Source organism: Arthrobacter sp. B3I9 (genome assembly GCF_030816935.1).
GTDB lineage: Bacteria > Actinomycetota > Actinomycetes > Actinomycetales > Micrococcaceae > Arthrobacter.
Genome location: NZ_JAUSYO010000001.1, coordinates 3356338 through 3382405, shown reverse-complemented (window position 1 = coordinate 3382405; position 26068 = coordinate 3356338). Strand labels below are relative to the sequence as shown.

The window sequence follows — 26068 nt, the reverse complement described above, 5'->3', positions numbered from 1 at the left end:
ATCCAGGCAGCCGACGCCGCCTCGCCCACCGCGCTGGACACCGCCGGCGGCGCCATGCGACCCTCGGCCGTGCCCGTCTCGGGCCAGAGCGGCACCGTCCCGGGCGGTCCTGACACCGTGCTGCGCAAAATCTTCACCGGCAGCGGCCTCGTTTCCGTCCTCGCGGTGCTGCTCGCGCTGATCCTCGGCGGACTGCTCATCGCCAGCACGGACAAGCAGGTCGGCGCCACGGCAGGCTATTTCTTCGCCCGCCCCAGCGACTTCCTCTCCGCCGTCTGGTCAGCCGCAACACGCTCGTACGTCGCTCTGTTCCAAGGCTCGGTGTACAACCCGCGGGGATCCGGAATCGGCGGCCAGCTCGCGCCGCTGCTGGAAACCCTCACCATCGCGACCCCGCTGATCACGGCCGGCCTCGGCGTCGCCCTGGCCTTCCGCGCCGGCCTGTTCAACATCGGTGCCCAGGGCCAGATCATCATGGCGGGCATCCTCGCGTCCTGGCTGGGCTTCGCGCTGCACCTGCCTGTCGGGCTGCACCTTCTGCTGGTCCTGCTGGCCGGCGTCGTCGGCGGTGCCGTCTGGGGCGGGCTCGTCGGGCTGCTCAAGGCCCGCACCGGCGCCCACGAGGTGATCGTGACCATCATGTTCAACTACATCGCGCTGTACCTCGTGCGCTACCTGCTGGATACCCCTGCGTTCCAGCGGCCGGGGGAGACCACCCCGATCTCGCCCGTCCTGGACCCGTCAGCCGTGTACCCGCAGATCCTCGGCAGCCAGTACCGGCTGCACCTTGGCTTCCTGCTGGCCATCGCCGCCACCGTCTTCGTCTGGTGGCTGCTGAACCGCTCCACCATCGGCTTCGAGTTCCGTGCCGTCGGGGCCAACCCCAAGGCGGCGCTGACGGCCGGCATCAATGTTCCGCGGGCCACCATCCTGGTGATGGCCATCGCCGGCGGGCTCGCCGGACTGTCCGGCGTCGCCCAGGTGGCGGGCACCGAAAAGGTCCTCACCGACGGCGTCGCGGCAACCTACGGCTTTGACGCCATCACCGTCGCGCTGCTGGGGCGTTCGACGCCGTGGGGCACCTTCGCCGCCGGCGTGCTGTTCGGTGCCTTCCGCGCCGGAGCGGTCCAGATGCAGATCCAGACCGGAACGCCGATCGACATCGTGCTGGTGGTCCAGTCGCTGATTGTGCTGTTCATCGCGGCGCCGCCCCTGGTCCGGGCGATCTTCGGGCTCAACCCGCGCAAGAAGAAGGCCGCAACCGCCGGAAAATCCCGGCAGGCAGCAACCACCGGAGGTGCAGCATGAGCACAACAGCAACGTCGCCCCAGCCGGGAAAACCGCAGTCGCAGGAAACCGGATCCGAAAGGACCCGGCCGGCCGTAGACGCCGGGCCCGTGGTCACCTTCAAACCCGTGACCTGGAAGCTGCCCGTGACGCTGCTCGCGCTCGGCGTCGTCGCGCTCATCTTCTTCGGCCTGCTCGGCCCGCACCAGACCGCGAAGTTCGGCATCTCCTCCAGCGGTGACTTCTTCCAGTTGCCGGCGATCGAAGTGCCGGCCTTCGTGGGCGGCATCGTGCTCTCCGTCATCATGCTGGCCCTGGCGGGCTATGCACTGTTCCTCAAGACCAGGAACCAGCGCCCGCCGCGCTGGCTCCCGGTCACCTTCATGGTCCTTTTCGTGGCCGCCTTCCTCATCTGGGTGGTCGGCGGCGCCCGCACCCCCAGCATCTCGCTGGCGGGCCTGATCGCCGGATCGGTCACCCTCGCGGTGCCGCTGGTCTTCGGGTCGCTGTCCGGCGTGCTGTGTGAACGGGTCGGCGTCGTCAACATCGCCATCGAGGGCCAGCTGCTGGGCGGCGCGTTCACCGCCGCGATCGTGGCCACCCTGACCCACAACCCCTTCGTGGGCCTGCTCGCCGCCGCCGTCGCCGGGGCCGCCGTGTCCATGGTGCTGGCGCTGTTCAGCATCAAGTACGTGGTCAACCAGATCATCGTCGGGGTGGTGCTCAACGTCCTGGTGTCCGGTGTCACCGGCTTCCTGTTCAGCACCGTGATGCAGGCGGACAAGGAGATGTTCAACGCCCCGGGCCGGCTGCCGATCATCGACATCCCCGTGCTCTCCAGCATCCCCGTGCTGGGCCCCATCCTCTTCAAGCAGTCGGTTGTCGGCTACCTCATGTACGCCGCCGTCCTCTTGGTATGGGTCGGGTTGTTCAAGACCAAGTGGGGCCTGCGGGTCCGGGCCGTGGGCGAACACCCGCAGGCGGCGGACACCATGGGCATCAAGGTCAACGCGACCCGCTTCTGGAACGTCACCCTCGGCGGAGCCATCGCCGGCATCGGCGGCTCGTTCTTCACCCTCGTGGCGATCGACAGCTTCACCAAGGAGATCTCCGGCGGCCGCGGCTTCATCGCCCTCGCCGCCCTGATCTTCGGCCGCTGGAACCCCATCGGGGCATTCTTCGCCGCCCTGCTGTTCGGTTTCGCGGACAACCTGCAGAGCATCGTGACGATCATCGGGACCCCGGTCCCGAGCCAGTTCATGGCCATGCTGCCCTACCTGGTGACGGTGCTCGCCGTCGCCGGCCTCGTGGGGCGCTCCCGTCCTCCCGCCGCCAGCGGCATACCGTACGTCAAGGGCTGACGGAAATGGGAAGCAACGACGTCGACTGGGCGGCCCTCGAGGCCTCCGCGGTCGCCGCCATGAACAACGCGTATGCCCCCTACTCGAGGTTCCCGGTGGGGGCGGCCGCCCTCACCGCGGACGGGCGGATCGTCAGCGGCTGCAATGTCGAGAACGCCAGCTACGGGCTGACCCTGTGCGCGGAGTGCGCCCTCGTCGGCAACCTGCACATGACCGGCGGCGGCCTGCTGCGCGCCTTCTACTGCGTGGACGCGGACGGCAACGTCCTGATGCCATGTGGGCGCTGCCGGCAGCTGCTGTACGAATTCCGGGCTCCGGACATGGAGCTCATGACCACCCAGGGGATCAGGACCATGGACCAGGTCCTTCCCGACGCCTTTGGCCCCCAACACCTGGAGGAACCCCGGTGACACAAACCACCCAGAACAACAGCAGATCCGAAGCGTTCGACGCCGTCGACATCATCCGCATCAAGCGGGACAAGGGTGTGCTCAGCCCCGAGCAGATCGACTGGACCATCGACGCCTACACGCGCGGCGCCATCGCGGACGAGCAGATGGCGGCCCTCAACATGGCCATCCTGCTCAACGGCATGGACCGGGCCGAGATCTCACGGTGGACCGCCGCGATGATCGCCTCCGGCGAGCGGATGGACTTCTCCAGCCTGCGCCGGCCCGACGGCGGCGTCAAGGCGACCAGCGACAAGCACTCCACCGGCGGCGTGGGGGACAAGATCACCCTGCCGCTGGCGCCCCTCGTCGCGGTCTTCGGCGTGGCGGTGCCGCAGCTGTCCGGCCGCGGCCTGGGCCACACCGGCGGCACGCTGGACAAGCTTGAATCGATCCCGGGCTGGCGCGCCGCGCTGAGCAACGAGGAGATGCTGGCCCAGCTCCAGGACGTCGGCGCGGTCATCTGCGCGGCGGGCGCCGGACTGGCTCCGGCCGACAAGAAGCTCTACGCCCTCCGCGATGTCACCGGAACGGTCGAAGCCATTCCGCTGATTGCCTCCTCGATCATGAGCAAGAAGATTGCCGAAGGCACCGGCTCGCTGGTGCTCGACGTCAAGGTGGGCAGCGGCGCCTTCATGAAGGACGAGGCCCGGGCCCGCGAACTGGCCGAGACCATGGTGGCGCTGGGCAAGGACGCCGGCGTCAACACGGTGGCGCTGCTGACGAACATGGACACGCCCCTGGGCCTGACCGCGGGCAACGCCATCGAGGTGGAGGAATCCGTGGAGGTCCTCGCCGGCGGGGGCCCGGAAGACGTCGTCGAACTGACTGTCCGGCTGGCAGAGGAGATGCTGGCCTGCGCCGGTGTCCGCGACGCCGATCCGAGGGCGGCCCTCCGGGATGGCCGTGCCATGGACGTCTGGAACCGCATGATCGAGGCGCAGGGCGGGGACCCGCGGGCGAAGCTGCCGGTGGCGAAGGAATCCGAGGTCATCTACGCGCCTGCTGACGGCGTGCTGGTGGAACTCGACGCCATGGCCGTCGGGGTGGCTGCGTGGCGGCTGGGCGCGGGCCGGGCGCGGAAGGAAGACCAGGTCCAGGCCGGCGCGGGCGTGCGGATGCATGCCAAGCCCGGCGCCGTGGTCAGGGCCGGCGAACCGCTGATGACCCTGCTGACCGACACCCCGGAGAAGTTCGACCGGGCCCGGGAAGCACTGGAGCACGCCGTGGTGGTCGCGCCGGAGGGCTCCCGCCCGGCCCAGCAGCTGATCATCGACCGCATCGCCTGAGCACCACCGCGTTGCCCTGTCACTTCCGGGCCTTAACCGGGCCGGTTAACCGCCAGGAGTGATAGGGCAACGAGGGGTGGGGCCGGCAGTACACTAGCTCCACAGCAGTCCACCCCGGGTAACGGCCAGGACCGCGGCCCGATCGGCCCGGGAGCGCTCACGTCCCGCCGTGCGTTAGGAAACCGTGCAGGCAATCAACGACTTCATCCTGGCAGCCGCCGCGCAACCCTGGGTCCTCATCCTCGTGTTCGCGTGCTGCGTCATCGATGGATTCTTTCCGCCCATCCCCAGCGAATCGGTGGTGGTGGGGCTGGCCGCGGTCGCCGCGACCGCGGACGTCCCGGCGCCCGTGCTCCTGCTTCTGACCGCTGCGGGGGGCGCCTTCGTGGGCGACAACGCCGCCTACCTGATCGGCCGGAGGACCGGGACGCGCCGATGGGCATGGATGCGGGGGCACCGGGTGCAGGCGACCTTCCGGTGGGCCGGCACGGAACTGCGCAAACGGCCGGCATCGCTGATCCTGGTGGCACGCTTCGTTCCGATCGGCCGGGTGGCCGTGAACCTCACTGCGGGCGCAACCCACTACCCGAGGCCCAGGTTTGTGGCGCTGACCGTGGTGTCCGCCGTGCTCTGGGCCAGCTACTCCGTGGCAATCGGGCTGTTTTTTGGTCAGTGGTTTGAGGACAACCACCTGCTGGGAGTGATCGTGGCCGTGGCCTGCGCGGTTGTCCTTGGCATCGGAATCGACATGGCGATCAGCAAGCTCCGCGGCAAAGCCCCGGCCCCGGCCGATGAGCCCGGCCCGGCCCCCGCTGACGAGCCGGGCACAGCCCCCGCCGACAAGCCCGGCACGGCCCCCGCGGAAGAGCCCGGTCCGGCGTCCGGGCGTCCTGGGGACTAGGAAACGGGCAGGGCCAGAGGCTCGTCACGAGCCCGTCCTCCGACGCTATCCGCCAGCGGGATCCGTAGCGAACTGCGTTCCGGCCGTGGGACACTAAGGATCGGTTTACGTCACTTTCGTTCGCCTCATGTCGTCTAGGAGCAATGCTGCGTGGAGTTCATAAATGAGGCCGTGCTCCATGCAGCTGGCCAATGGTGGATTTACCCCCTCCTTTTGGTCTTTTTCTTTATCGACGGCTTCGCAATGGTTGTTCCGAGTGAGACGCTCATCGTGGCGCTGGCGGCGTTCTCCCGGCACAGCGGAAACCCCAACCTCTGGATCCTGGGCCTGACCGCGCTGGTAGGTGCGATGGCAGGCGACAACATGGCCTACCTCCTGGGCCGGAAGATCGGTCTCGAGCGCTGGCGGTGGATGCGGAAGCCGAAGGTCCAGAAGATATTCGGCTGGGCGCGGTACGAGCTGGAAAAGCGCGGCGCGGTTCTGATCTTCACGGCGCGGTACATTCCCTGGGGGCGCGTTGCCGTCAACTACGTGGCAGGGACAACAGGATTCCGGCACCGGAGGTTCTTCGTCCTGGACGCGGTTGCCTGCCTCACATGGGTTATCTACTCCATCGGCATCGGCCTCCTTGCGAGCTCCTTCCCATGGCTGCACCACAACCCGTTGCTGAGCGCCGGGATAGCCGTGGTGTTTGCGATCGTGCTGGGCGTCGCGATGGATCACGCCCTGCGCTGGTGGCACAAACGGCTGGGACGGCACGACGACGTTCCCGCCGGCTCCGCGACAGAACCTTCCTCCAGCCCCCCAGCGGAAGCGCCGGCACGCCCTGCGGCAGGGCTTCAGGACGGTCCGGCCGCCGGTGAGCCGGTGCCTGCCGTCTCGCCCTGACTCGGGCCCGAACTTTGGGTGCATCCAAGGTGCATCCAAGCCGGAGTGCCTGCCAGCGCTAGACTCCTGCAACTGGCATCCGGGGTCCTCCGACCCTAAGGTGGGAACGTGACTGAGACTATTCCTGACGCTGCCCCTGACCTCGACTTCGACCTGAAGGGCCTTCCCAAGGTTTCCCTTCACGACCACCTGGATGGCGGGCTGCGTCCTGCCACCATCATTGAACTGGCCGAGGCTGCGGGGCACATCCTGCCCTCGACCGATCCGGTCGCCCTGGGGGAGTGGTTCCGCGAATCCGCAGACTCCGGCTCCCTGGTCCGCTACCTTGAAACGTTCGACCACACCATCGCCGTCATGCAGACCAAAGACGGTCTGTTCCGCGTCGCGAAGGAGTTCGTCGAGGACCTGGCCGACGACGGCGTTGTCTACGGAGAAGTCCGCTGGGCACCCGAGCAGCACCTGCAGAAAGGCCTGAGCCTGGACGAGGCCGTGGAGGCCGTGCAGGCCGGCCTCGACGCGGGTGTGGACGCTGTTGCCGAGACCGGCCGGGAAATCCAGGTCGGCCAGCTCATCACCGCCATGCGCCACGCCGACCGCGCCCAGGAGATCGCCGAACTCGCCGTCCGGCACCGCAACAAGGGCGCAGTCGGCTTTGACATCGCCGGCGCCGAGGACGGGTTCCCGGCCTCCAGGTTCAAGGACGCCTTCACCTACCTCGCGCAGCACAACTTCCCGGCCACCGTGCACGCCGGTGAGGCCGCCGGGCTGGACAGCATCCAATCCGCGCTCGTGGACGGCCGGGCCCTCCGCCTGGGCCACGGCATCCGGATTGCCGAGGACGTCACCGTCGAATTCGAGGACGACGACGACGCGGACGAAGGTGACAACATCGGCCTGGTGAGCCTCGGCGAGCTCGCCAGCTGGGTCCGCGACCGCGGCATCGCCCTGGAAATCTGCCCTTCCTCCAACCTGCAGACCGGCGCCATTGCCGGCTTCGGCGAGGGAATTGAAAGCCACCCGCTGGACATGCTCTACCAGCTCGGCTTCAACGTCACTATCAACACGGACAACCGGCTGATGAGCGGGGTGACCCTGACCGACGAATTCGAACTGCTCGTGGAGACATTCGACTACGACCTCGATGACCTGCTCGAGCTGACCCTCAACGCCGCCGAGGCCGCCTTCCTCCCGCTGGAGGAGAAGGAAGCCCTCGTCGAGTACATCAACGAGGCCTACGCCGACCTTGGCTGACGAGGACACTCCACCCGTCCAGGTGCTGGTGGGGGTGATTGCGGCGCTGCGTGAGCACTGCCCCTGGATGGGTGCCCTCACCCATGAGTCCCTTGTGGAGTATCTCCTCGAGGAGGCCCACGAGGTGGCCGAGACCATCGAGGCCGGCCGCGGCGACGCGGAACTGCAGGCGGAGCTGGGTGACGTCCTTCTCCAGGTTGTCCTGCACGCCCGGCTCGCCCAGGAGCGCCGTGCCTTCGACCTCGACGACGTCGTCCGCGGCCTCACCGCCAAGATGATCCGCCGCAACCCGCACGTGTTCCGGCCCGACGGCACGCTGCAGGACTCCTTTCCCGCGACGGTGGAGGAAATCGTCCTGAAGTGGGACGCCGTCAAGCGGTCCGAAAAGCTGCTGCATTCAGCGAAACCCCACCCCGGGGACGCCCTCAACGGTGTCCCCGGGGCGCTCCCGGCCCTGGCACGGGCCCAAAAGCTCCTGGACCGCGCCGAACGGGCCGGCCTCACGCCGGCCGGAGCGCCCGCCGGAACCGAAAGCGCCACGGGTGTCCCCGCCGTCGACCTGCCCGGCACGGAACAGGAACTCGGCGAGCTCCTGTTCGGCATCGCCGCCGCGGCCCGGGCCAAGGGGCTCGACGCCGAGCGTGCCCTCCGCGGGGCGGCCCGGCGCTTCCAGGACCTTCATGCCCGCCCGCCGGCGCCCTGATGACGTCCGGTATTGGATAGATTTCCGTAACCTGCGCCACTCTCGACTAGGCTAGGAGGGACGAGGACGTCGGTTTTCAGCTTGATTCCCAGCTAGAGTCCCAGCAGTCATTCCCAGCAGATCGCTTCACCCAAAGGAGCATATTCATGGCGCTTATCGATGCCATCCACGCCCGCGAGATCCTCGATTCCCGTGGCAACCCGACCGTAGAAGTTGAAGTTCTGCTGTCCGACGGCCAGATCGGCCGCGCGGCAGTTCCGTCCGGAGCCTCCACCGGCGAGCACGAGGCCGTTGAACTCCGCGACGGCGAGAAGGGCCGTTACCTCGGCAAGGGCGTCCAGAAGGCTGTCGACGCCGTCATCGACCAGATCGCCCCCGCCCTGATCGGCTTCGACGCCACCGACCAGCGCAGCATCGACCAGTCCATGATCGACCTTGATGGCACCGCCAACAAGGGCAAGCTCGGCGCGAACGCCATCCTTGGCGTTTCCCTGGCCGTCGCCAACGCCGCGGCCGCATCCGCCGACCTGCCGCTCTACAAGTACCTGGGTGGCCCGAACGCCCACGTCCTCCCAGTCCCGCTGATGAACATCCTCAACGGCGGCTCGCACGCCGACTCCGACGTCGACATCCAGGAATTCATGGTTGTCCCGCTCGGCGCCGAGACCTTCTCCGAAGGTCTGCGCTGGGGCGTGGAGGTCTACCACGCCCTCAAGGCCGTGCTGCAGGAAAAGGGCCTCTCCACCGGCCTCGGTGACGAGGGCGGCTTCGCGCCGAACCTGCCGTCCAACCGTGCAGCCCTGGACCTGATCCAGGAAGCCATCAAGAACGCCGGCTACACCCCGGGCAAGGACATCGCCCTGGCCCTCGACGTCGCCTCCTCGGAGTTCTTCACCGACGGTGCGTACCAGTTCGAAGGCAAGGCCCTGAGCTCCGCCGACATGAGCGCCTACTACGCCGACCTCGTCGCCGACTACCCGCTGGTCTCGATTGAGGACCCGCTGGATGAGAACGACTGGGACGGCTGGAAGGCCCTCACCGACGCCATCGGCGACAAGGTCCAGATCGTCGGCGACGACCTCTTCGTGACCAACCCGGAACGCCTGCAGACCGGCATCGACTCGCGCACCGCCAACTCGCTGCTGGTCAAGGTCAACCAGATCGGATCGCTGACCGAGACCCTCGACGCCGTATCCCTCGCCCAGCGCGCCGGTTACACGACCATCACCTCGCACCGCTCCGGCGAAACCGAGGACACCACCATTGCTGACATCGCCGTTGCCACCAACGCGGGCCAGATCAAGACCGGTGCCCCGGCCCGCTCCGAGCGCGTTGCCAAGTACAACCAGCTCCTGCGCATCGAAGAGGAACTCGACGACGCCGCACGGTACGCCGGCCGCAGCGCCTTCCCGCGTTTCAAGGGCTAGTAGCGCCGAAAACCGGAAACCGGTGGCTATGGTTGAAAGACCATGGCCGCCGGTTCTGTTTTAGGCACCGTCGTTTTTAGGCACCGTCGTTTTAGTACACAGCAGCAAGCCAGCCCAGCAAGGACCGGGCATTACAGGAGTGACATGGCTACGCGCCGTCCCAAGGTTCCCCGGGCCACGCCCGCGGCCCCCAAGTCCCCGGAAGCGGGCGACGGCGGCGACGTCATCCAGGCCGACTTCGGCGGCCGGACCGCCCCGGGCCACGCAGCCTCCCCGGCTGGCGGCCCGCACCGCGACAGCTCCCGTCCGGACAGCTCCCAGCCGGAGGCAGGCAGCCCCGCGCCGGGCAAAGCCGCAACCGACCGGCAGGCTGCCCCGGCGCGCTCCAACAGAGCCAACACCGCCACAAACAACCACGCCGAAGCTGCCGGGCACAAGGCCGGCGCCTCCCGGGCCGGCGCTGCCAAAGCGGGTGTGACCAAGGCAGGTGCGCCCAAGGCAGCCGGCCGCCAGGGAGCAACCTCAACCAGCGGCGCGGGCAAGGCTGCCGCCGGATCGGACGAGGCCCCGGTCCCGGCCAAAGCGTTCTCCGGACGCATGCTGGCCTTGGCCGTGGTCATGATTGCCATCACCATCATGCTGGCCCCGACGGTAAAGATCTTCTTCGAGAAACGCGCCGAAATCGCCGCGCTGCAGGCTGACATTTCCGCAAAGCAGTCCCAGCAGAACGACCTCCGGCGCCAGGTCTCCCGCTGGCAGGATCCCAACTACGTTAAGCAGCAGGCCCGGGACCGCATTAACATGGTTATGCCCGGAGAGACGGGCTACTGGGTCTTCGGCAGTGATCTTCCCGCCGGCGACTCCGGTGGCGCGGCCGGAGCAGCAGCATCCCAAGACCCGGCCAAGCTGCCATGGGTGGACACCCTCTGGGAATCCATCCGGCGTTCGGCAACAGACTAAAGCGGCGCCCGCCGCCGGCCGACGCACAGGCCGAACAGGGCAGGAAAGGTGCCGCGCCAGTGGACGAGAACCGAGTGGACGACAGCCTCCTGGGAGGGGCTCCGGCATCAGCAACCGCAGGCCCCGCCGGAACGGCCGGTGCCTCCGAAGAGTCGCGCCGGCCGTCACCGCACGACCTTGAGGTCCTGAGCCGGCAGCTCGGCCGCCCTGTCCGGGACGTCGTCGAAATCCCGGCCCGCTGCATCTGCGGCAACCCGCTCGTGGCGGCCACCTCGCCCCGGCTGAGCAACGGCACGCCGTTCCCCACCACCTTTTACCTGACACATCCCGTCATCACGTCCGCTGTCTCGCGACTTGAAGCCGCCGGGCTGATGAACCAGATGAACGAGCGGCTCGCCGCCGACGCGGACCTGGCCGGGCGCTACCGCGCCGCGCACGAGGCCTACCTGGCCTCACGGGCCGAGATCGGTGCGAGGTCCGGCACCGGTGCAGTGCCTGAAATCGACGGTGTTTCCGCCGGCGGGATGCCTACCCGCGTCAAATGCCTGCACGTCCTGGTGGGGCACTCCCTGGCCGCGGGCGCGGGGGTGAATCCGCTCGGCGACGAGGCACTGGCCGGGATCGCCGAATGGTGGACCAGCGACCGCTGCTACTGCGATGGAGCCTGGGACACGGGCGGTGAGGTCCCCTCGCGGGACCTCAGCCGGCACGGGCCGCAGGGTCTTCCTGACATCGTCGGCCGGCCTGCCCCCGTCCGGCCCGCGCGCACCACCCACGCCGGCGTCCCGGGCGGCGGCTCCTCCTCCGGTACCGCCGGCTCCCCGGAGGCCGGCCAGTGAGCCGCGTCGCCGCCGTCGACTGCGGAACCAACTCCATCCGCCTCCTCATCGCCGACGTTGACACCGACGGCCTCAACCCGGACGGCCTGCACTCCGACGGTCCTAACGCCACCGAGGCCGGGCACGGAACTCCGAGGCTCACCGACGTGGTGCGTGAGATGCGCGTCGTGCGCCTTGGGCAGGGCGTGGATGCAACAGGGGAGTTCGCCGAGGAAGCCCTCGAGCGCACGTTTGCCGCGACGCGGGAATACGCGGAGCTGATCCGGCACCACGGGGCTGAGAAGATCCGCTTCGTGGCGACGTCGGCCACCCGGGACGCGGGAAACCGGCAGGTCTTCATCGACGGGATCCGGGAACTGCTCGGCGTCGAACCCGAAGTCATCAGCGGGGATGAAGAAGCCGCACTGTCCTTCGCCGGCGCCCGCAGCGTCCTGCCCTCCCGCGGCGCGGACCCCGTTCTGGTCGTGGACCTCGGCGGCGGCAGCACCGAATTCGTGCTGGGGAACTCCGACGGCGTCCTGGCGGCCAAGTCCGTCGATATCGGCTGCGTCCGGATGACCGAACGCCACCTCCGCAGCGACCCGCCGACGACGGAGCAGATCGCCGCTGCGGAAGCCGACATCGACGCCGCCATCGACGACGCGGCCCGCACCGTCCCGCTCGAACGCAGCACCGCCGTCGTCGGGGTGGCAGGGTCCGTCACGACCATCACCGCCCATGCGCTGGACCTGCCCGAGTACTCCCCGGCGGCAATCCACGGAACGGAACTGAGCCTGGAGAGGGTCCGCCGTGCCTGCACCGAACTCCTGCAGATGACGCGGGCAGAGCGCGCCTCCCTGCCATACATGCACCCCGGCCGGGTCGATGTGATCGGCGCCGGCGGGCTGGTCTGGCGCCGCGTCCTGGAGCGTCTGGCGGAAGCCACCGCGGGCCGGATCGCAACCGCCGTCAGCAGCGAGCACGATATTCTTGACGGCATTGCCCTCAGCATCAGCTGATCCGGGCGTCCGCCGGCGGCAGGTCCGCCGGACTGATTTCCGCTCCACCCGCCGCAGCCCGCTGGAACCGCTGTACCGCCGATAGGACCCGAATGACCAGAGCAACAGCCCGGCCCCGCCGGACCGCCTCCGCGATGACGGCCCTGGTGCTGGCGGCCGGGATCCTTCCGGCAACGCTGGCGGCGGCTCCCGCCGCGCACGCGGACTCCTGGCGCGACAAGGAGTACTGGCTCGCCGATTCGGGAATCACCAAGGCCTGGGAAGTATCCAAGGGCGCGAACGTCAAAGTGGCCGTGATCGACAGCGGCGTGGACGGGACCCACCCGGACCTGGCGGGAGTGCTTGCCGGGGGAGCGGACGTGTCCGGCGCCGGCAGCCCCGACGGGCGCACGAGCATCGGCGCCAAACCCGAGCACGGCACCATGGTGGCCACCATGCTTGCGGGCCGCGGCCATCAGCCCGCCGGTGCGACCCCCAGCCCCAGCCCCAGCCCGAGCCCCAGCCCGCGGCCGGGGCCAACGGTCGGACCCGACGGCATCGTCGGGGTGGCGCCCGAGGCCCAGCTGATGTCGGTTTCCACCTGGCTGGGGTCGCCCAACCCCGGCGGCAAGAGCGACCAGGACCAGATCCCCCAGGCAGTACGCTGGGCCGTCGACAACGGCGCCCGCGTCATCAACATCTCCCTCGGCAGCACCTCTCCGGAGTGGCCGCAGAGCTGGGACGCCGCATTCCTCTACGCCGAGCAGAAAGATGTCGTGATCGTGGCGGCGGCCGGCAACCGGGTGGGCGGCAACATCCAGGTCGGCGCTCCTGCCACCATCCCCGGCGTGTTGACCGTGGCCGGCCTGGACCGCAACGGACGCGCAAGTATCGACTCCTCCTCCCAGGGCATCAGCATTGGCGTCGCCGCCCCTGCTGAGAACCTTGTCGGCGGGCTGCCGGCCGGCGGGTACGCCGAATGGGCGGGCACCTCCGGAGCGACGCCCGTCGTCGCCGGCGTCGCGGCGTTGATCCGCTCCGAGTGGCCGGACATGACGGCCAGCCAGGTCATCAACAGGATCGTCAGCACCGCGAAGGACGCCGGGGCTGCCGGCAAGGACCCGCTCTACGGCTATGGCGTGCTGAACGCCGAAGCCGCCCTCAAAGCCGACGTGCCGGAAACCAAGACGAATCCGCTGGGTTCCATCGCGGACTGGATCCGCGTGCACCGACGTGGAGAACCGGCGAAGGCGGCACCGGCCGCAGAAGCGCCCCCGCCGTCCAGCGCCCCGCCGACGCTGCCTGAAGCCACGGTGCCGGTGGCGGAGCCGCCCTCGCAGCTGGACAGTGCTGTCCCGGCCATGGTCGTCCTCGGGTTCGGGGCGCTGGTCCTGGCCATCATTGTGGCGGCGGTTTTCCAGATCCGCCGTGCAGGGAGGCCCGTCGGTGCCAAGGGTCGGGACGGGGCCGCTTCCGCGTCCGGGGGACCGGGCACCGGAACCCTGAAACCCGCGGACTCCGGCAAGCCCAACTAACAAGCCCAACTAAACCAGCCCAACTAACTAGCAGCAGGGGCCGTTCTGAGGGGTCATAACGGCCCCTGCTGCCAGCCAGTTGAGAGCCCGTCTCATTAGTGAAGTTTTTCACAAACTACGGTATTCTTGACCCATGGCATCCTCCCCTCAGCTCCAGGACCGTCCCCGGGTACTCGTCGTCGGCGGCGGGTACGTCGGCCTGTATGTAGCCCTCAAACTGCAGAAAAAGATCGCGGACGCCGGTGGCATCGTCACCGTCGTCGATCCGCTGCCTTACATGACCTACCAGCCCTTCCTCCCCGAGGTGGCCGGTGGCAACATCGAGGCACGCCACGCGGTCGTCTCGCACCGCAGGCACCTCAAGCAGACGGAACTGATCGAGGGTCGCGTCACCTCGATCGACCACGCCAACCGCATCGCTGTGGTGGCACCGTCCGACGGCGGCGAGACCTTCGAGGTTCCCTACTTCGACGTCGTGCTGGCCGCCGGTGCGATCACCCGCACATTCCCGATCAAGGGTCTCGCGGACAAGGGCATCGGCCTGAAGACCATCGAGGAAGCTGTGGCCCTGCGCAACACTGTCCTCGAGCGGATCGAAACCGGCTCGCTCATGACCGACCCGGCCGAGCGCGCCCGCGCCCTCACCTTCGTCGTTGTCGGCGGCGGCTTCGCCGGCATCGAATGCCTCACCGAAATGGAAGACCTGGCCCGCGCCGCGGTGAAGAACAACCCGCGCGTCAAGCAGGAGGAAGTCCGCTTCGTCCTGGTCGAGGCCATGGGCCGCATCATGCCCGAGGTCACGGCCCAGCAGGCCGACTGGGTTGTCGAACACCTGCGCAGCCGCGGCATCGAGGTGCTGCTCAACACCTCGCTGGACAACGCCGAAGGCTCGATCAAGCTCATCAACCTGCCGGACAAGACCCCCTCACAGGAATTCGAATCCGACACCCTCGTCTGGACCGCCGGCGTGCAGGCCAACCCGATGGTCCGCTCCACCGACTTCCCGCTTGAGCCGCGCGGTCGCGTCCGTGTTCTCCCGGACCTGCGCATCGCCGGCGATGAAGGCATCATCGAGAACGCCTGGGCTGCCGGCGACATCGCGGCTGTCCCGGACCTCACGGGCAGCGGCCTGCCGGACGGCACCTGCGTCCCGAACGCCCAGCACGCGCTGCGCCAGGCCAAGCGCCTTGCCAAGAACCTGTGGGCTTCCCGCTGGGGCAAGGAGCTCAAGGACTACAAGCACAAGAACCTGGGCGCCGTCGCCGGCTTCGGCCAGTGGAAGGGCGTTGCCAACATCAACCTCCTCGGCCGCATCGGGCTCAAGGGCCCGCTGGCCTGGCTCGCCCACCGCGGCTACCACGGCCTGGCCATGCCGACGGTGGAGCGCAAAATCCGCGTGATCTCCGGCTGGTTCTGGACCCTCTTCCTGGGCCGCGACACCACCCAGCTGATGGACCTGGACAACCCCCGCGGCGCTTTCGTGGCCGCGGCGACGCCGGCACCCAAGCCTGCAGCGGCTCCCGCTCCGGCCGCAGGCGCGCCGGCAGCCGGCGCCTCCAAGGTGCCGGCCGACTCCAAGTAGCCAGTCCCCTCGACGGCGGCTGTTCCCCCACCGGGGAACGGCCGCCGTTTGCGTTGGCGGGATGCCACGCGGTGCCGCTGCCGGACGGTCTTGGGTGCGCCCCACCTAGACTGGCTCACATGACAGCTGAAAAGGACCTGTACACCCTCCTGGCCACCATGCATCCCGAACGCCGCGACGGCGAGTTCGTCTACGCCCTCTGGCCGCACGGCAAACCCCTGGCCGGCGGCATTTCGGCAGCTGTCCGGGAGGCGGAAGGCCTGACAGTTGTGCTGCCGCGGGAAGAAGCGGACCGCCTTGAGCTGTCCTACGACTTCGTCGGCGCATGGATCACGCTGCAGGTGCATTCGTCACTGGAGGCGGTCGGCCTGACGGCAGCCGTCAGTGCAGCGCTGACGGAAGCGAAGATCAGCTGCAACGTCCTGGCAGGATTCCACCACGACCACATCCTGGTCCCCGTGGCCGACGCGGACCGTGCCCTGGAGGTGCTGCACGAACTGGTCGCCGACAGCGGCGGGCAGAAGCCCGCGCCCGAGTTGGTGCTGCGCAGCGAACAGCCCGCCGACCGGCCCGCCCTCCTGGCCCTGGCTGCCGCCGCCTTCGCCGTCTCACCCGTCACCGGCCAGCGGATCGACGGAGAACCGGAGGAGGTGGAGATGCTCGCCCGGCTGTTCGAGTGCGAGGAATACCTGCCGGACTTCAGCATTGTGGCGGAGCTCGAGGGTGAGATCGTCGGCCACGTCATCAGTACCCGGGGCTGGGCGGGGGAGCTGAAACTCCTGGGCCTGGGCCCGATCGGCGTGGTGCCCCGGCTGCAGCGCCACGGCATCGGCTCCGCACTGATGAGGGAGACCATAGCGCGCGCAAATGCGGCGGGGGAGCGGGGGATTGCCTTGCTCGGCAGCCCGGAGTACTACTCGAGGTTCGGGTTCGTGGCTTCCACCTCCCTCGGCGTCGAAGCCCCGGACCCCGCGTGGGGCGCGGACTTCCAGCTGCTTCCACTGGCCCTCTGGCCGGGCGGCGTCAGCGGAACCTTCCGGTACGCCGGAGCCTTCCGCTGAGCCTTTCGCGGGGGAGGAGCGTTCCGCTGAGTCCTTCGATTCCACTGCGCGGGGCAGGGCATAGGGTGCTCCGACGGGATACCATGGACCGGGCGCCCCAGTAGCCCAATTGGCAGAGGCAGCGGACTTAAAATCCGCGTGTTGTGGGTTCGAGTCCCACCTGGGGTACATCAGTTGCCGCGGCCCCGTATTCGCGCAGCTTTCTTCCTGCGTCGGAGCGCCCCGACCCGAAAAGGCCCACCTGCGCCCGGTTCCCGCGCCGGTTCCTCACCCGGGAACAAGCCGTGCCGCCCGGCCTCTCCGATGATTTCTCCTATGCAACGAGTGTTATAAGGATGTGACCGTTCTCACTTATCTTCGGCTAAAAATTGCACTAGCTTGAAGTAAATCAGGAACACCTGATCTTTCGCGTCAAAGGGCCGTTCGCACCTTTAGATCGAGGAGAACCTTTACATGACTTCACTCCCCCAGGTGGCGCCCCGGATCGCTAAGCTCACAGCGCTTAGCATCGGCGTCGCCCTTCTGGCTACGGCTTGTGGTGGCTCGTCCACCCCGACGTCGACGACCGGATCCGCCTCCGCCGCGGCTGCGGGCATCGCCTGCCCGGCCCCCAGTGCAACGGGCGGGGCCACCACTCCTGCCGGTGCCGGCGGTTCCGTACCTGCTTCCGCCACCACCACCCCGACGCCGCTCAAGATCGGTTCGCTCCTGCCGACCACCGGGTCGCTGGCGTTCCTCGGCCCGCCCGAAATTGCGGGTGTCAACCTTGGCATCAAGGAAGTCAACGACGCAGGCGGTGTGCTGGGCAAGCCGGTCGAGGTCATTCACCGCGACTCGGGCGACACCAAGACCGATATCGCGACCCAGTCCACCACGGCGCTGCTGGGCTCTGGCGTCAGCGCAGTCATCGGCGCCGCGTCCTCCGGTGTTTCCAAGACCGTGATCAACCAGATCACCGGTGCGGGCGTCATCCAGTTCTCCCCGGCCAACACCTCGCCGGACTTCACCACCTGGGATGACAAGGGCCTTTACTGGCGCACCGCCCCCTCGGATGTGCTCCAGGGCAAGGTCCTCGGCAACTACATGGCTACCTGTGGTGCCCAGACAGTCGGCATGATCGTCCTCAACGACGCCTACGGAACCGGCCTGGCAAAGAACGTCCAGAGCGCTTTCGAGGCCGCCGGCGGCAAGGTTGTTGCGCAGGAGCTCTTCAATGAAGGCGATTCCCAGTTCAGCAGCCAGGTGGACAAGGTCATCGCAGCCAAGCCGGACGCGATTGCCCTGATCACGTTCGACCAGGCCAAGAGCATCGTCCCGCTGATGACGGGCAAGGGCATCAAGGCTCCCCAGATCTTCATGGTTGACGGCAACACGTCCGACTACAGCAAGGACTTCCAGGCCGGCACGCTGAAGGGCGCACGGGGCACCATCCCCGGCACCTTCGCCAAGGAGGACTTCAAGAAGAAGCTCCTGGCCATTGACCCGGCCCTGAAGGACTACAGCTACGCAGGCGAATCCTACGATGCCGTGAACCTGATCGCCCTGGCCGCTGAGGCTGCCAAGAGCACCAAGGGAACCGACATCGCCGCCCAGCTTAAGGCGGTCTCCGAATCGGGCGAGAAGTGCAACGACTTCCCGTCCTGCGTCACCCTGCTGCGCAACGGCAAGGACATCGACTACGACGGCCAGTCCGGCCCCGTGACGTTCTCCGACGCCGGCGACCCGACGGAAGCCTACATCGGCATCTACGAGTACCAGGACGACAACACCTACAAGGCCGTCAAGGAAGAGTTCGGCAAGCTCTAAGCCGCTTCCCACGGACACCGAGAAACCCCCGTCCAGCCGGACGGGGGTTTCTTGCGTGTGAGCGGGATGGGGAGCGGCGGGGCCCCAGGCAGGCATGCGGGAGGGCCGCCACCGGCTGGTGACGGCCCTCCCGGGAACTGCTGGGACGGGTGCTACTCGACGGTGTCCGCCAGGGTGCCCAGATAGAGCTGGATGACCTTGGGATCCTTCATGAGTTCGCGCCCGGTGCCGGTGTAGGCGTCCTTGCCCTGGTCAAGGACATAGCCGCGGTCGCAGATCTGCAGGCAGCGGCGCGCATTCTGTTCCACCATGATCACGGAGACGCCGGCCCGGTTGATCTCGTGGACCCGGAGGAAGGTTTCGTCCTGCTTGACGGGGGAGAGGCCCGCGGAGGGCTCGTCCAGCAGCAGCACGGCCGGGTCCATCATCAGGGCTCGTCCCATGGCAACCATCTGGCGCTCGCCGCCGGACAGTGAACCGGCACGCTGGGCGCGTCGCTTGGCGAGCTCGGGGAACAGGCCGGCGACGAAGTCGAACCGCTCGGCAAAGTCCTTGGGCCGCTGGAACATCCCCATCTGAAGGTTTTCCTCGATGGTCAGGGTGGCGAACACGTTGTTGTTCTGCGGCACGAAGCCGACGCCCTTGCTGACCAGCTTGTTGGCCTTGAGCCCGGTGATGTCCTGGCCGCGGACCACAACCGAGCCCGAGTGGACCTTGACGAGGCCGAACATCGCCTTGAGCAGGGTCGACTTGCCGGCGCCGTTGGGACCGATGATGCCGATCAGCTCGCCCTTGCGCGCCTCGATGCTGCAACCGTTGAGGATGTTGACGCCGGGGAGGTAGCCGGCCACCAGGCTGGTGACTTTGACGACGGAATCCTCATCGTGCACGGGCTTGGCGGCGGGGGCCGCGCTGGTGGCGCTCATTCGGTGTCCTTCTCTGTGCGGTTCGGTTCCTCGGCGCTGCGCCTGCCATGCGCCGGGGCGCTGCTGCCCGACCTGGCGGGCCCCTCGCCGTCCGTGGCGACGACGTCGAGGGAGATGATGCCGGCATCCTCGGTGCCCACGATCGACTCGTCATCAGCCACCAGTTCGGCAGCCAGCTCCTTGATGCCTTCCGAGTCACCAAGGTCCACATCGTGGTGGGCGCCCAGGTAGGCGTCAATCACGGCGGGGTTCTTCATGACTTCCGACGGCGGTCCCTCGGCCACGATCTTGCCTTCGGCCATGACCACCACCCAGTCAGCGATATGGCGGACCATGTTCATGTCATGCTCGACGAACAGCACGGTCATGCCCTCGGCCTTGAGATTCTTGATGTGGTCCAGCAGCGACTGCGTCAGGGCGGGGTTGACCCCGGCCATCGGCTCGTCAAGCATGACCAGTTTGGGCCGGACCATCAGGGACCGGGCCATTTCGAGCAGCTTGCGCTGGCCGCCGGAAAGCGACGCGGCGTAGTCGTCCTTCTTGGCATCCAGTTTGAATTTTTCCAGCAGGACGTTGGCCTGGGCGGTGATTTCCGTCTCCCGGCCGCCCCAGATTCCCCTGAAGAGGGCCTTCGACAACCGCTCGCCGGGCTGGTTGGAGCCGCCGAGGCGCATGTTCTCCATGACCGTGAGCTTGCCCATGACCTTGGTCAACTGGAACGTGCGGACCATGCCCATCCGGGCGACCTTGTAGGGGGATACCCCGGCAAGGCTTTGGCCTTCGAAGTGCCACTTGCCCGAGTTGGGCGTATCGAAGCCGGTGAGCAGGTTGAACAGGGTCGTCTTGCCGGCACCGTTCGGGCCGATGAGCGCTGTGATCTTGTGCCGCGGAATCTCAAGGTATTCGACGTCGACGGCGTTGATGCCGCCGAAGCTGCGCGTGACGTTTTCCGCCACCACGATCGGATCACGCTTCTTGCAGCCCGGTGCCGTCTCGCCGGCGGCAATGGGGCGCGCATCCGTCATGTAGTTGATTTCTTCCGACAGCCCGGTGCTGCCGGTGGTTGCGGATTCTCCGCTCTGGGTGCTCATGCGAATGCCAGCTCCTTCTTATTGCCGAAGACGCCCTGGGGCCTGAAAATCATCAGCAGCATCAGCGCGACGCCGACCAGGATGTAACGCAGCTGACCGGCCTGGACGGTGTTCAGCCAGGTGACGGCGCCGGATTCAATCAGGCCGTACAGGATGCCCTGCGTCAGGGACAGCACGACCCAGAAGATCATGGCGCCGATGACCGGTCCCAGCACGGTGCCGAGACCGCCAAGCAGCAGGCACGTGTACAGGAAGAACGTCAGTTCGGTGCCGTAGTTGGCCGGCTGGACCGCGCCGCGGGGGAGGGTGAAGATCATGCCCGCCAGGGCGCCGAGCACGCCGCCGATGACCAGGGCCTGCATCTTGTAAGCGTAGACGTTCTTGCCGAGCGAGCGCACGGCGTTTTCGTCTTCGCGGATGCCCTTGAGGACACGGCCCCAGGGGCTGCGCATCAGCAGCCACACCAGGGTGCAGCAGACGATGACCAGCACCCAGCCGACGACCCGGATGAAGAAGTCGCGGTTGTTCATGCCCAGATAGGAGCCCTCGGGGAACGGGTTCATTGCGTAGAAGTCGCCCTCGAAGGCCGCCAGGCCGTTGGCCGAACCGGTCACTGGGGTCAGCTGGTTGGTGGTGACGATGTAGCGGACGATTTCCGCGGCCGCGATGGTGACGATGGCCAGGTAGTCGGCCCGCAGCCGGAGCGTCGGAATGCCGAGCAGCAGGGCGAAAATGGCCGAGCAGATGACGGCGATCAGCAGGCCCACGAAGAACGGCACGCGGAACGACAGAGTGGAGATGGCGAAGCCGTAGGCCCCCACCGCCATGAAGCCGGCCTGGCCGAAGTTCAGCAGGCCGGAGTAGCCGAAGTGCACCGCAAGGCCGAGGGCGGCAAGCGCGTAGGCCGCCGTCGTCGGGCTGAACAGTTCACCGGCAGCGCTGGAAAATATGAATCCGAAATCCATGGCTGTCTCCTAACCCACGCGCTCGCGACGGCCCAAGATGCCCTGGGGCCGGAACAGAAGGACAACAATCATGATGAACAGTGCTCCCACGTACTTAAGGTCGGCTGCGAGGCCGAAGACGGTGGTCAGCTCCACGAAGATGCCGACAATGACGGAACCGATCAGGGCGCCGAAGACCGTGCCGAGACCGCCCAGGGTCACGCCGGCGAAGATGAGGAGCAGGATCTGCGAGCCCATGTCGAAGGTGACGCCGGGCCGGTAGTAGGCCCAGAGGATCCCGCCAAGGGACGCCAGCATGCCGCCGGCCACCCACACGATGCGGATGACGTTGTCGACGTCGATACCCGACGCCGCCGCGAGGGCCGGGTTGTCGGCCACCGCACGGGTGGCCTTGCCGAGCCGGGTCTTCAGCAGGATGATGCCGATCAGCGCGATGACGACGGCGCTGATCACAAGGGACCAGAGGTTGTTGGGGGAAATGGAGACCGGGCCGATCTGGATCTCCGCGCTCTGTGCATAGGGCAGCTGCTGCGTGGCACCGCCGAAGTAGAACTGGATCACGTATCGGACCGCGAGGGCGAGGCCGATGCTGACGATCATCATGGGCACGAGGCCGGTACCGCGGCGCCGCAGCGGTTTCCACAGCCCGGCGTCCTGGACGTAGCCGAACAGCCCCCCGCCGAGAAGGGCGAGCAGGATGGCAAGCCAGAACGGCAGGTTCATGGCGTTGAAGGTAAAGACCAGGACGGCGCCAAGGGTGACCATTTCGCCGTGTGCGAAGTTGGTCAGGCCGGTGGTACCGAAGATCAGGGACAGGCCCACGGAGGCGAGGGCGAGCAGCAACCCGAAGCTGAGTCCGGCAACGAGGCGGTTCAGGAGGTTCTGGCCGAAGTCCTGCTGCTGGATGACGATGCCCTTACCGAAGGCGAAGATCACCGAGAGGTTCGTGGTCTGGCTGAACGTGACCTTGCGGGGGTTCTCCTGGCCGTCGGCGAGCTTTATGCCCTCCGGAAGGGTGGATTCGTCCAGCTCAACCTCGTACGTTCCCTGGGTGGGGACGCCGATGGACCATGAGCCGTTGGCCGCGGACTTTGTTGTTCCCGTGAAGTCGCCGCTCTTGGCGGTGATGGTCACGTTGGCTATGGGGGCGCGGTCATCGCCGCGGAGGAAGCCGCTGATGCTGTTCTGGAACGTGGTGGCCGACGGGGATGGTGTCGGCGAGGGAGTAGTGGCCTGCGACGCCGGTGCGACGACGAGCAGTAGCGCGGCCACGGCGGCGAAAAGGGCCCCCACAGCTTTCAGCAGTCTGCCGCGCCGTCTGTGCGACAGGCCTCTCGTTGTGCTTCTCAAATTGAAAACCTCCACATGGGGATGGTCTGGGTTGCGCCTTTGCAACCGCTGCGAACGGTCAGGTAACGAAGGTGGTGCTTTGGTGCGATGCGGAACAGAACAGGCTGTGAGGTCCGTCACCTTGTGGCCCATGTTACAGCGCGGTATGGGCGAAAAAGGCCGCCCGGAGCAGGGGCTACATCGCGATCGGGTAACAACCGTGAAGCCATGCCCGCGCGGTACTTCATCTGCGCTAAAGAAAACTTTTGTTGATCGCCAGTATTCCTAAACCATTCGTCTCCGGGGTACTCACCCGGAGCAGCCGCGGCCGGGTGGCCGGGCCCCGCACGAAGGGAATTCGGGCCCCGGATCACGGTTGTGTTGCGGAGGGCCTCCGCCGGGAACTATCCCTGCCGGTCAGCCGTAGGACTTGGTAGCGTGGGTTGTAGACAAACACCAACAGCCCCGCACGGTTCATCACTCACCCCCTTTATTTGGAGGACACCCGCAATGGCACTTGGCGGAAACCCGATCTTCAACGGAAAGAACTTCCGTGGAGCCACCCAGGCACCGCCTGCCCCGCAGGCCTACGGCCAGGGCAACTACGGCCGGAACCCCTACGCCCAGAACCCGTACGGCCAGAACGGGTACGCGCAGGGCGGCTACGCCCAGGGCGGCTGGAACGCCGCGCAGCAGGGCATGACCCAGGACCAGCTCCAGGACATGTACAACCGGCCCGCCGCCGGCCCCGCCGACACGGGTCGCATGACCTTTGACGATGTCATCATGAAGACGGCGGCCTGCCTCGCCATGGTCGTCGCCGGCGCAGCCGTGACTCTCGTTGTCGCCCAGGGCCTGGCATCCCTGCTGATGATCGTCGGCGCGCTGGGCGGCTTCGTCCTCGCGCTCGTCAACACGTTCAAGAAGCAGCCCTCACCGGCACTGATCCTGGCCTACGCCGGCCTGGAAGGCCTCTTCCTCGGCGGTCTGACCCGGATCCTCGACGGGCTGTACCCCGGAGTGGGCCTGCAGGCCGTCATCGGCACGCTCTCCGTCTTCGCCGTCACCCTCGTGCTCTTCAAGAGCGGCAAGGTGCGGGCCACCCCGAAGGCCATGCGCTTCTTCATGATCGCGATCATCGGCTACGCCGTCTTCTCGCTGATCAACCTGGTGATGATGTGGACCGGCGCGGTGGATTCACCGTTCGGCCTGCGCACGAGCATGGAGATCTTCGGGATCCCGCTCGGCGTCTTCATCGGCCTGCTGGCGATCGGCCTGGCTGCGTTCTCCCTGATCATGGACTTCACCAGCATCGAAGCCGGAGTCCGCAGCGGCGCCCCGCAGCGCTTCTCCTGGACTGCCGCCTTCGGCCTCACCGTGACCCTCGTCTGGCTGTACGTGGAGATCATCCGCCTGCTGTCGATCCTCCGCGGGGACGACTGACAGCCCGACCGGCTAAGCACGCAGTAACAGGGAGCCCCGCCGAACGGCGGGGCTCCCTGCGTTTGCTAAGGGCTGCGTCTGTTGGCGGCCTGCGTTTATTGCTACCCAGCGCTTCTTAGTACTCAGCTAAGCCGTTCCAGGACCACGGCCATGCCCTGGCCGCCGCCGACACACAGCGTGGCCAGGCCAAGGTGCCCGTCCCGTTCGCGGAGCGCGTTGAGCAGGGTGGCGGTCATCCGGGCGCCGGTCATGCCGAAGGGGTGTCCCAGTGCGATGGCGCCGCCGTTGACGTTGAGTTTGTCATGGTCGATGCCGAGCTCCTTGGCGCTGGCCACCACCTGGACCGCGAACGCCTCATTGAGTTCCACGAGGTCGATGTCCCCGATTCCGAGCCCGGCGAGCTTCAGCGCCCGGCGGCTTGCTTCCACCGGGCCCATCCCCATCAGCTCGGGGGAGAGGGCACTGACACCGGTGGACACGATCCGGGCGAGTGGCTGCAGCCCGAGTTCGCGGGCACGCGCGTCGTCCATGACCACGACGGCCGCGGCGCCGTCGTTGAGCGGACAGGCGTTGCCGGCGGTCACGGTGCCGCCGCTGCGGAAAACGGGCTGCAGCGCATTGACCGCTTCAAGAGTGACACCGGCACGGGGTGAGTCGTCCCGGTCCACCACCGTGCCGTCCTTGCGGGTGTACGGCGTGATTTCGCGTGCGTAAAAGCCGGCGGCGATGGCTGCTTCGGCACGGTTCTGGCTGAGCACCGCCCAGGCGTCCTGGTCCGCCCGGCCGATGCCATAGCTGGTGGCAACGTTCTCTGCGGTCTGGCCCATGGAAATGTAGATGTCCGGCATCCGGTCGCCGAGCCGGGGATCCGTCCACGGGGTGTTGGAGGCCGCCCGCGCCGCGGTGCGCTGCCCTGCAGCGGCGAAGAGGGGGTTGTGCGTGCTGGCGTCGGTCTCGCCGGCGCCGGCCCAGTTTCTGTACCTAGATACCGCCTCCACGCCCGCGGCGACGAACGCCTGCCCCTCGCCGGCCTTGATGGCGTGGAATGCCATCCGGAGGGTCTGCAGACTGGAGGCGCAGAAGCGGTTGATGGTGGCGGCGGGGACGTTGTCCAGGCCAGCGAGGATCGACACCACCCGGGCCATGTTCGAGCCTGCCTCGCCGCTCGGTTCGGCGCAGCCCAGATACAGGTCGTCGAGGCCCCGGTCCGGGTTGGCGGCGTCGAATGCGGGTATGGACGCCAGGGCTGCGGTCACCATCGCGGCGGCGAGGTCATCAGGTCGCTCGTCTTTCAGCGAGCCCTTGAAGGCACGTCCGATCGGGCTTCGGGCAGTGGAAACAATGACTGCTTCTGGCATGCGCCCAGCCTACGCTTGGCGCAGTCGACGCGCGATCCTGACGGTGTTGGCTGGAGCGCTAAGTCGTCTCCGACGGTTCAGGTTCCACCGGGGTGCCGGAAGCCGGTGGCGTCGTGTCGCCGGCCAGGGCACTACGACGGCGGTAGACCTGGACCGCGATGGCTGCAGGGATCACGGCTAAAGCGGCCGCCCGCATCCAGGGCCGGTCCAGGACATGACCGGTCAGCGCATCCAGAGAAAAGGGTCCGGGCCCTCCGATGGTGAACGATGCTGCCGCCAGCCCCAGCACCGCGGGGTACTCGAGGCCGCCCTCCGTGGCGAAGAAGCCGCTGGGGGCGTGAACGCTGGCCGCGACACCCATCGTGGTCGCGGCAGCGGCGCCTGCTGCCGGAGTCGCCAGCCCCAGAGTCAAAGCAAGGCCGGCTCCCGCTTCACCCACCCCTGCGAGGATTGCGCTGGGTTTCGCGGGGCGGAAGCCCATGGCGTGCATGCCCTTGCTGGTGCCTTCAATACCTCCTCCGCCGAACCACCCGAAGAGTTTTTGGGATCCGTGGGCGATAAGCACGCCTCCGAGACCGACCCGGAACAGGGTCTGCGCGACGGCAGCAGCCTCAGGGCTGGTCCTTGCATGGCTCATAAG

Annotated in this window: 23 protein-coding genes and 1 tRNA gene; 18 read left to right on the top strand and 6 right to left on the bottom strand. The window is 67.5% G+C overall.

Annotated features, from left to right (window positions below; translation table 11 throughout):
- Positions 1-54: 54 nt before the first annotated feature.
- From QFZ65_RS15650 to QFZ65_RS15570, 17 genes are all read left to right on the top strand, one after another.
- Entirely contained in the window at positions 55-1308 is a 1254-nt protein-coding gene (locus tag QFZ65_RS15650; protein WP_373427603.1) for an ABC transporter permease, read from the top strand.
- Positions 1305-2648: an ABC transporter permease gene (locus QFZ65_RS15645; RefSeq protein ID WP_306911608.1), complete on the top strand. Its 1344-nt coding sequence runs from the start codon at positions 1305-1307 to the stop codon at positions 2646-2648. The genes QFZ65_RS15650 and QFZ65_RS15645 overlap by 4 nt, the downstream gene beginning before the upstream one ends.
- 5 nt (positions 2649-2653) lie before the next feature.
- Complete coding sequence (locus tag QFZ65_RS15640; RefSeq protein WP_306911607.1) at positions 2654-3058, top strand: cytidine deaminase; 405 nt, start codon at positions 2654-2656, stop codon at positions 3056-3058.
- The gene (locus QFZ65_RS15635) at positions 3055-4386 is read left to right on the top strand and encodes a thymidine phosphorylase (RefSeq protein ID WP_306911606.1); all 1332 of its coding nucleotides are present in this window, start codon (positions 3055-3057) and stop codon (positions 4384-4386) included. Before QFZ65_RS15640 ends, QFZ65_RS15635 begins: the two co-directional genes overlap by 4 nt.
- A gap of 184 nt (positions 4387-4570) precedes the next feature.
- Positions 4571-5287, top strand: coding sequence for a VTT domain-containing protein (locus tag QFZ65_RS15630; protein WP_306911605.1), 717 nt, complete (start codon positions 4571-4573; stop codon positions 5285-5287).
- A 150-nt stretch (positions 5288-5437) separates the two neighbouring features.
- Entirely contained in the window at positions 5438-6175 is a 738-nt protein-coding gene (locus tag QFZ65_RS15625; RefSeq protein WP_306911604.1) for a DedA family protein, read from the top strand.
- A gap of 108 nt (positions 6176-6283) precedes the next feature.
- On the top strand, positions 6284-7426 hold the full coding sequence (locus QFZ65_RS15620; protein ID WP_306911603.1) for an adenosine deaminase: 1143 nt from the start codon (positions 6284-6286) through the stop codon (positions 7424-7426).
- A gap of 67 nt (positions 7427-7493) precedes the next feature.
- Positions 7494-8129 carry a MazG nucleotide pyrophosphohydrolase domain-containing protein gene (locus QFZ65_RS15615; protein WP_306912611.1) on the top strand — a complete coding sequence of 212 codons (636 nt, stop codon included), beginning with the start codon at positions 7494-7496 and terminating at the stop codon, positions 8127-8129.
- Positions 8130-8275: 146 nt separating this feature from the next.
- On the top strand, positions 8276-9556 hold the full coding sequence (gene eno, locus QFZ65_RS15610) for a phosphopyruvate hydratase (protein WP_306911602.1): 1281 nt from the start codon (positions 8276-8278) through the stop codon (positions 9554-9556).
- A gap of 144 nt (positions 9557-9700) precedes the next feature.
- Positions 9701-10516: a septum formation initiator family protein gene (locus QFZ65_RS15605; RefSeq protein WP_306911601.1), complete on the top strand. Its 816-nt coding sequence runs from the start codon at positions 9701-9703 to the stop codon at positions 10514-10516.
- Positions 10517-10605: 89 nt separating this feature from the next.
- Positions 10606-11355, top strand: a complete 750-nt coding sequence (locus QFZ65_RS15600; protein ID WP_306912610.1) for a DUF501 domain-containing protein — start codon at positions 10606-10608, stop codon at positions 11353-11355.
- Complete coding sequence (locus QFZ65_RS15595; RefSeq protein WP_306911600.1) at positions 11352-12353, top strand: Ppx/GppA phosphatase family protein; 1002 nt, start codon at positions 11352-11354, stop codon at positions 12351-12353. The genes QFZ65_RS15600 and QFZ65_RS15595 overlap by 4 nt, the downstream gene beginning before the upstream one ends.
- A gap of 92 nt (positions 12354-12445) precedes the next feature.
- Positions 12446-13867, top strand: coding sequence for a S8 family serine peptidase (locus QFZ65_RS15590; protein WP_306911599.1), 1422 nt, complete (start codon positions 12446-12448; stop codon positions 13865-13867).
- Positions 13868-14000: 133 nt separating this feature from the next.
- The gene (locus tag QFZ65_RS15585) at positions 14001-15449 is read left to right on the top strand and encodes an NAD(P)/FAD-dependent oxidoreductase (protein WP_306911598.1); all 1449 of its coding nucleotides are present in this window, start codon (positions 14001-14003) and stop codon (positions 15447-15449) included.
- 119 nt (positions 15450-15568) lie between these two features.
- Positions 15569-16510: an N-acetyltransferase gene (locus QFZ65_RS15580; protein WP_306911597.1), complete on the top strand. Its 942-nt coding sequence runs from the start codon at positions 15569-15571 to the stop codon at positions 16508-16510.
- Positions 16511-16604: 94 nt separating this feature from the next.
- Positions 16605-16678 (top strand) — tRNA-Leu (locus tag QFZ65_RS15575).
- Positions 16679-16963: 285 nt separating this feature from the next.
- A complete protein-coding gene (locus tag QFZ65_RS15570) occupies positions 16964-18316 on the top strand; it encodes an ABC transporter substrate-binding protein (protein ID WP_306911596.1) in 1353 nt (450 codons plus the stop codon).
- Positions 18317-18468: 152 nt separating this feature from the next.
- Here the strand turns inward: QFZ65_RS15570 and QFZ65_RS15565 are convergent, their stop codons facing one another.
- From QFZ65_RS15565 to QFZ65_RS15550, 4 genes are read right to left on the bottom strand one after another with little or no spacing between them, the layout of a single operon-like run.
- On the bottom strand, positions 18469-19242 hold the full coding sequence (locus QFZ65_RS15565; RefSeq protein WP_306911595.1) for an ABC transporter ATP-binding protein: 774 nt from the start codon (positions 19240-19242) through the stop codon (positions 18469-18471).
- Positions 19239-20333: an ABC transporter ATP-binding protein gene (locus QFZ65_RS15560; protein WP_306911594.1), complete on the bottom strand. Its 1095-nt coding sequence runs from the start codon at positions 20331-20333 to the stop codon at positions 19239-19241. Before QFZ65_RS15560 ends, QFZ65_RS15565 begins: the two co-directional genes overlap by 4 nt.
- Complete coding sequence (locus tag QFZ65_RS15555) at positions 20330-21298, bottom strand: branched-chain amino acid ABC transporter permease (protein ID WP_306911593.1); 969 nt, start codon at positions 21296-21298, stop codon at positions 20330-20332. Before QFZ65_RS15555 ends, QFZ65_RS15560 begins: the two co-directional genes overlap by 4 nt.
- A gap of 9 nt (positions 21299-21307) precedes the next feature.
- A complete protein-coding gene (locus tag QFZ65_RS15550) occupies positions 21308-22591 on the bottom strand; it encodes a branched-chain amino acid ABC transporter permease (protein WP_306911592.1) in 1284 nt (427 codons plus the stop codon).
- Between the two features lie 546 nt (positions 22592-23137).
- Between QFZ65_RS15550 and QFZ65_RS15545 the strand changes: the two genes are divergently transcribed.
- Positions 23138-24070, top strand: coding sequence for a Bax inhibitor-1/YccA family protein (locus QFZ65_RS15545; protein WP_306911591.1), 933 nt, complete (start codon positions 23138-23140; stop codon positions 24068-24070).
- A 122-nt stretch (positions 24071-24192) separates the two neighbouring features.
- On the opposite strand, the gene QFZ65_RS15540 is transcribed toward QFZ65_RS15545, so the two are convergent.
- The gene (locus QFZ65_RS15540) at positions 24193-25428 is read right to left on the bottom strand and encodes an acetyl-CoA C-acetyltransferase (RefSeq protein WP_306911590.1); all 1236 of its coding nucleotides are present in this window, start codon (positions 25426-25428) and stop codon (positions 24193-24195) included.
- A gap of 58 nt (positions 25429-25486) precedes the next feature.
- Positions 25487-26065: a DoxX family protein gene (locus QFZ65_RS15535; protein WP_306911589.1), complete on the bottom strand. Its 579-nt coding sequence runs from the start codon at positions 26063-26065 to the stop codon at positions 25487-25489.
- Between the last annotated feature and the right edge of the window lie 3 nt (positions 26066-26068).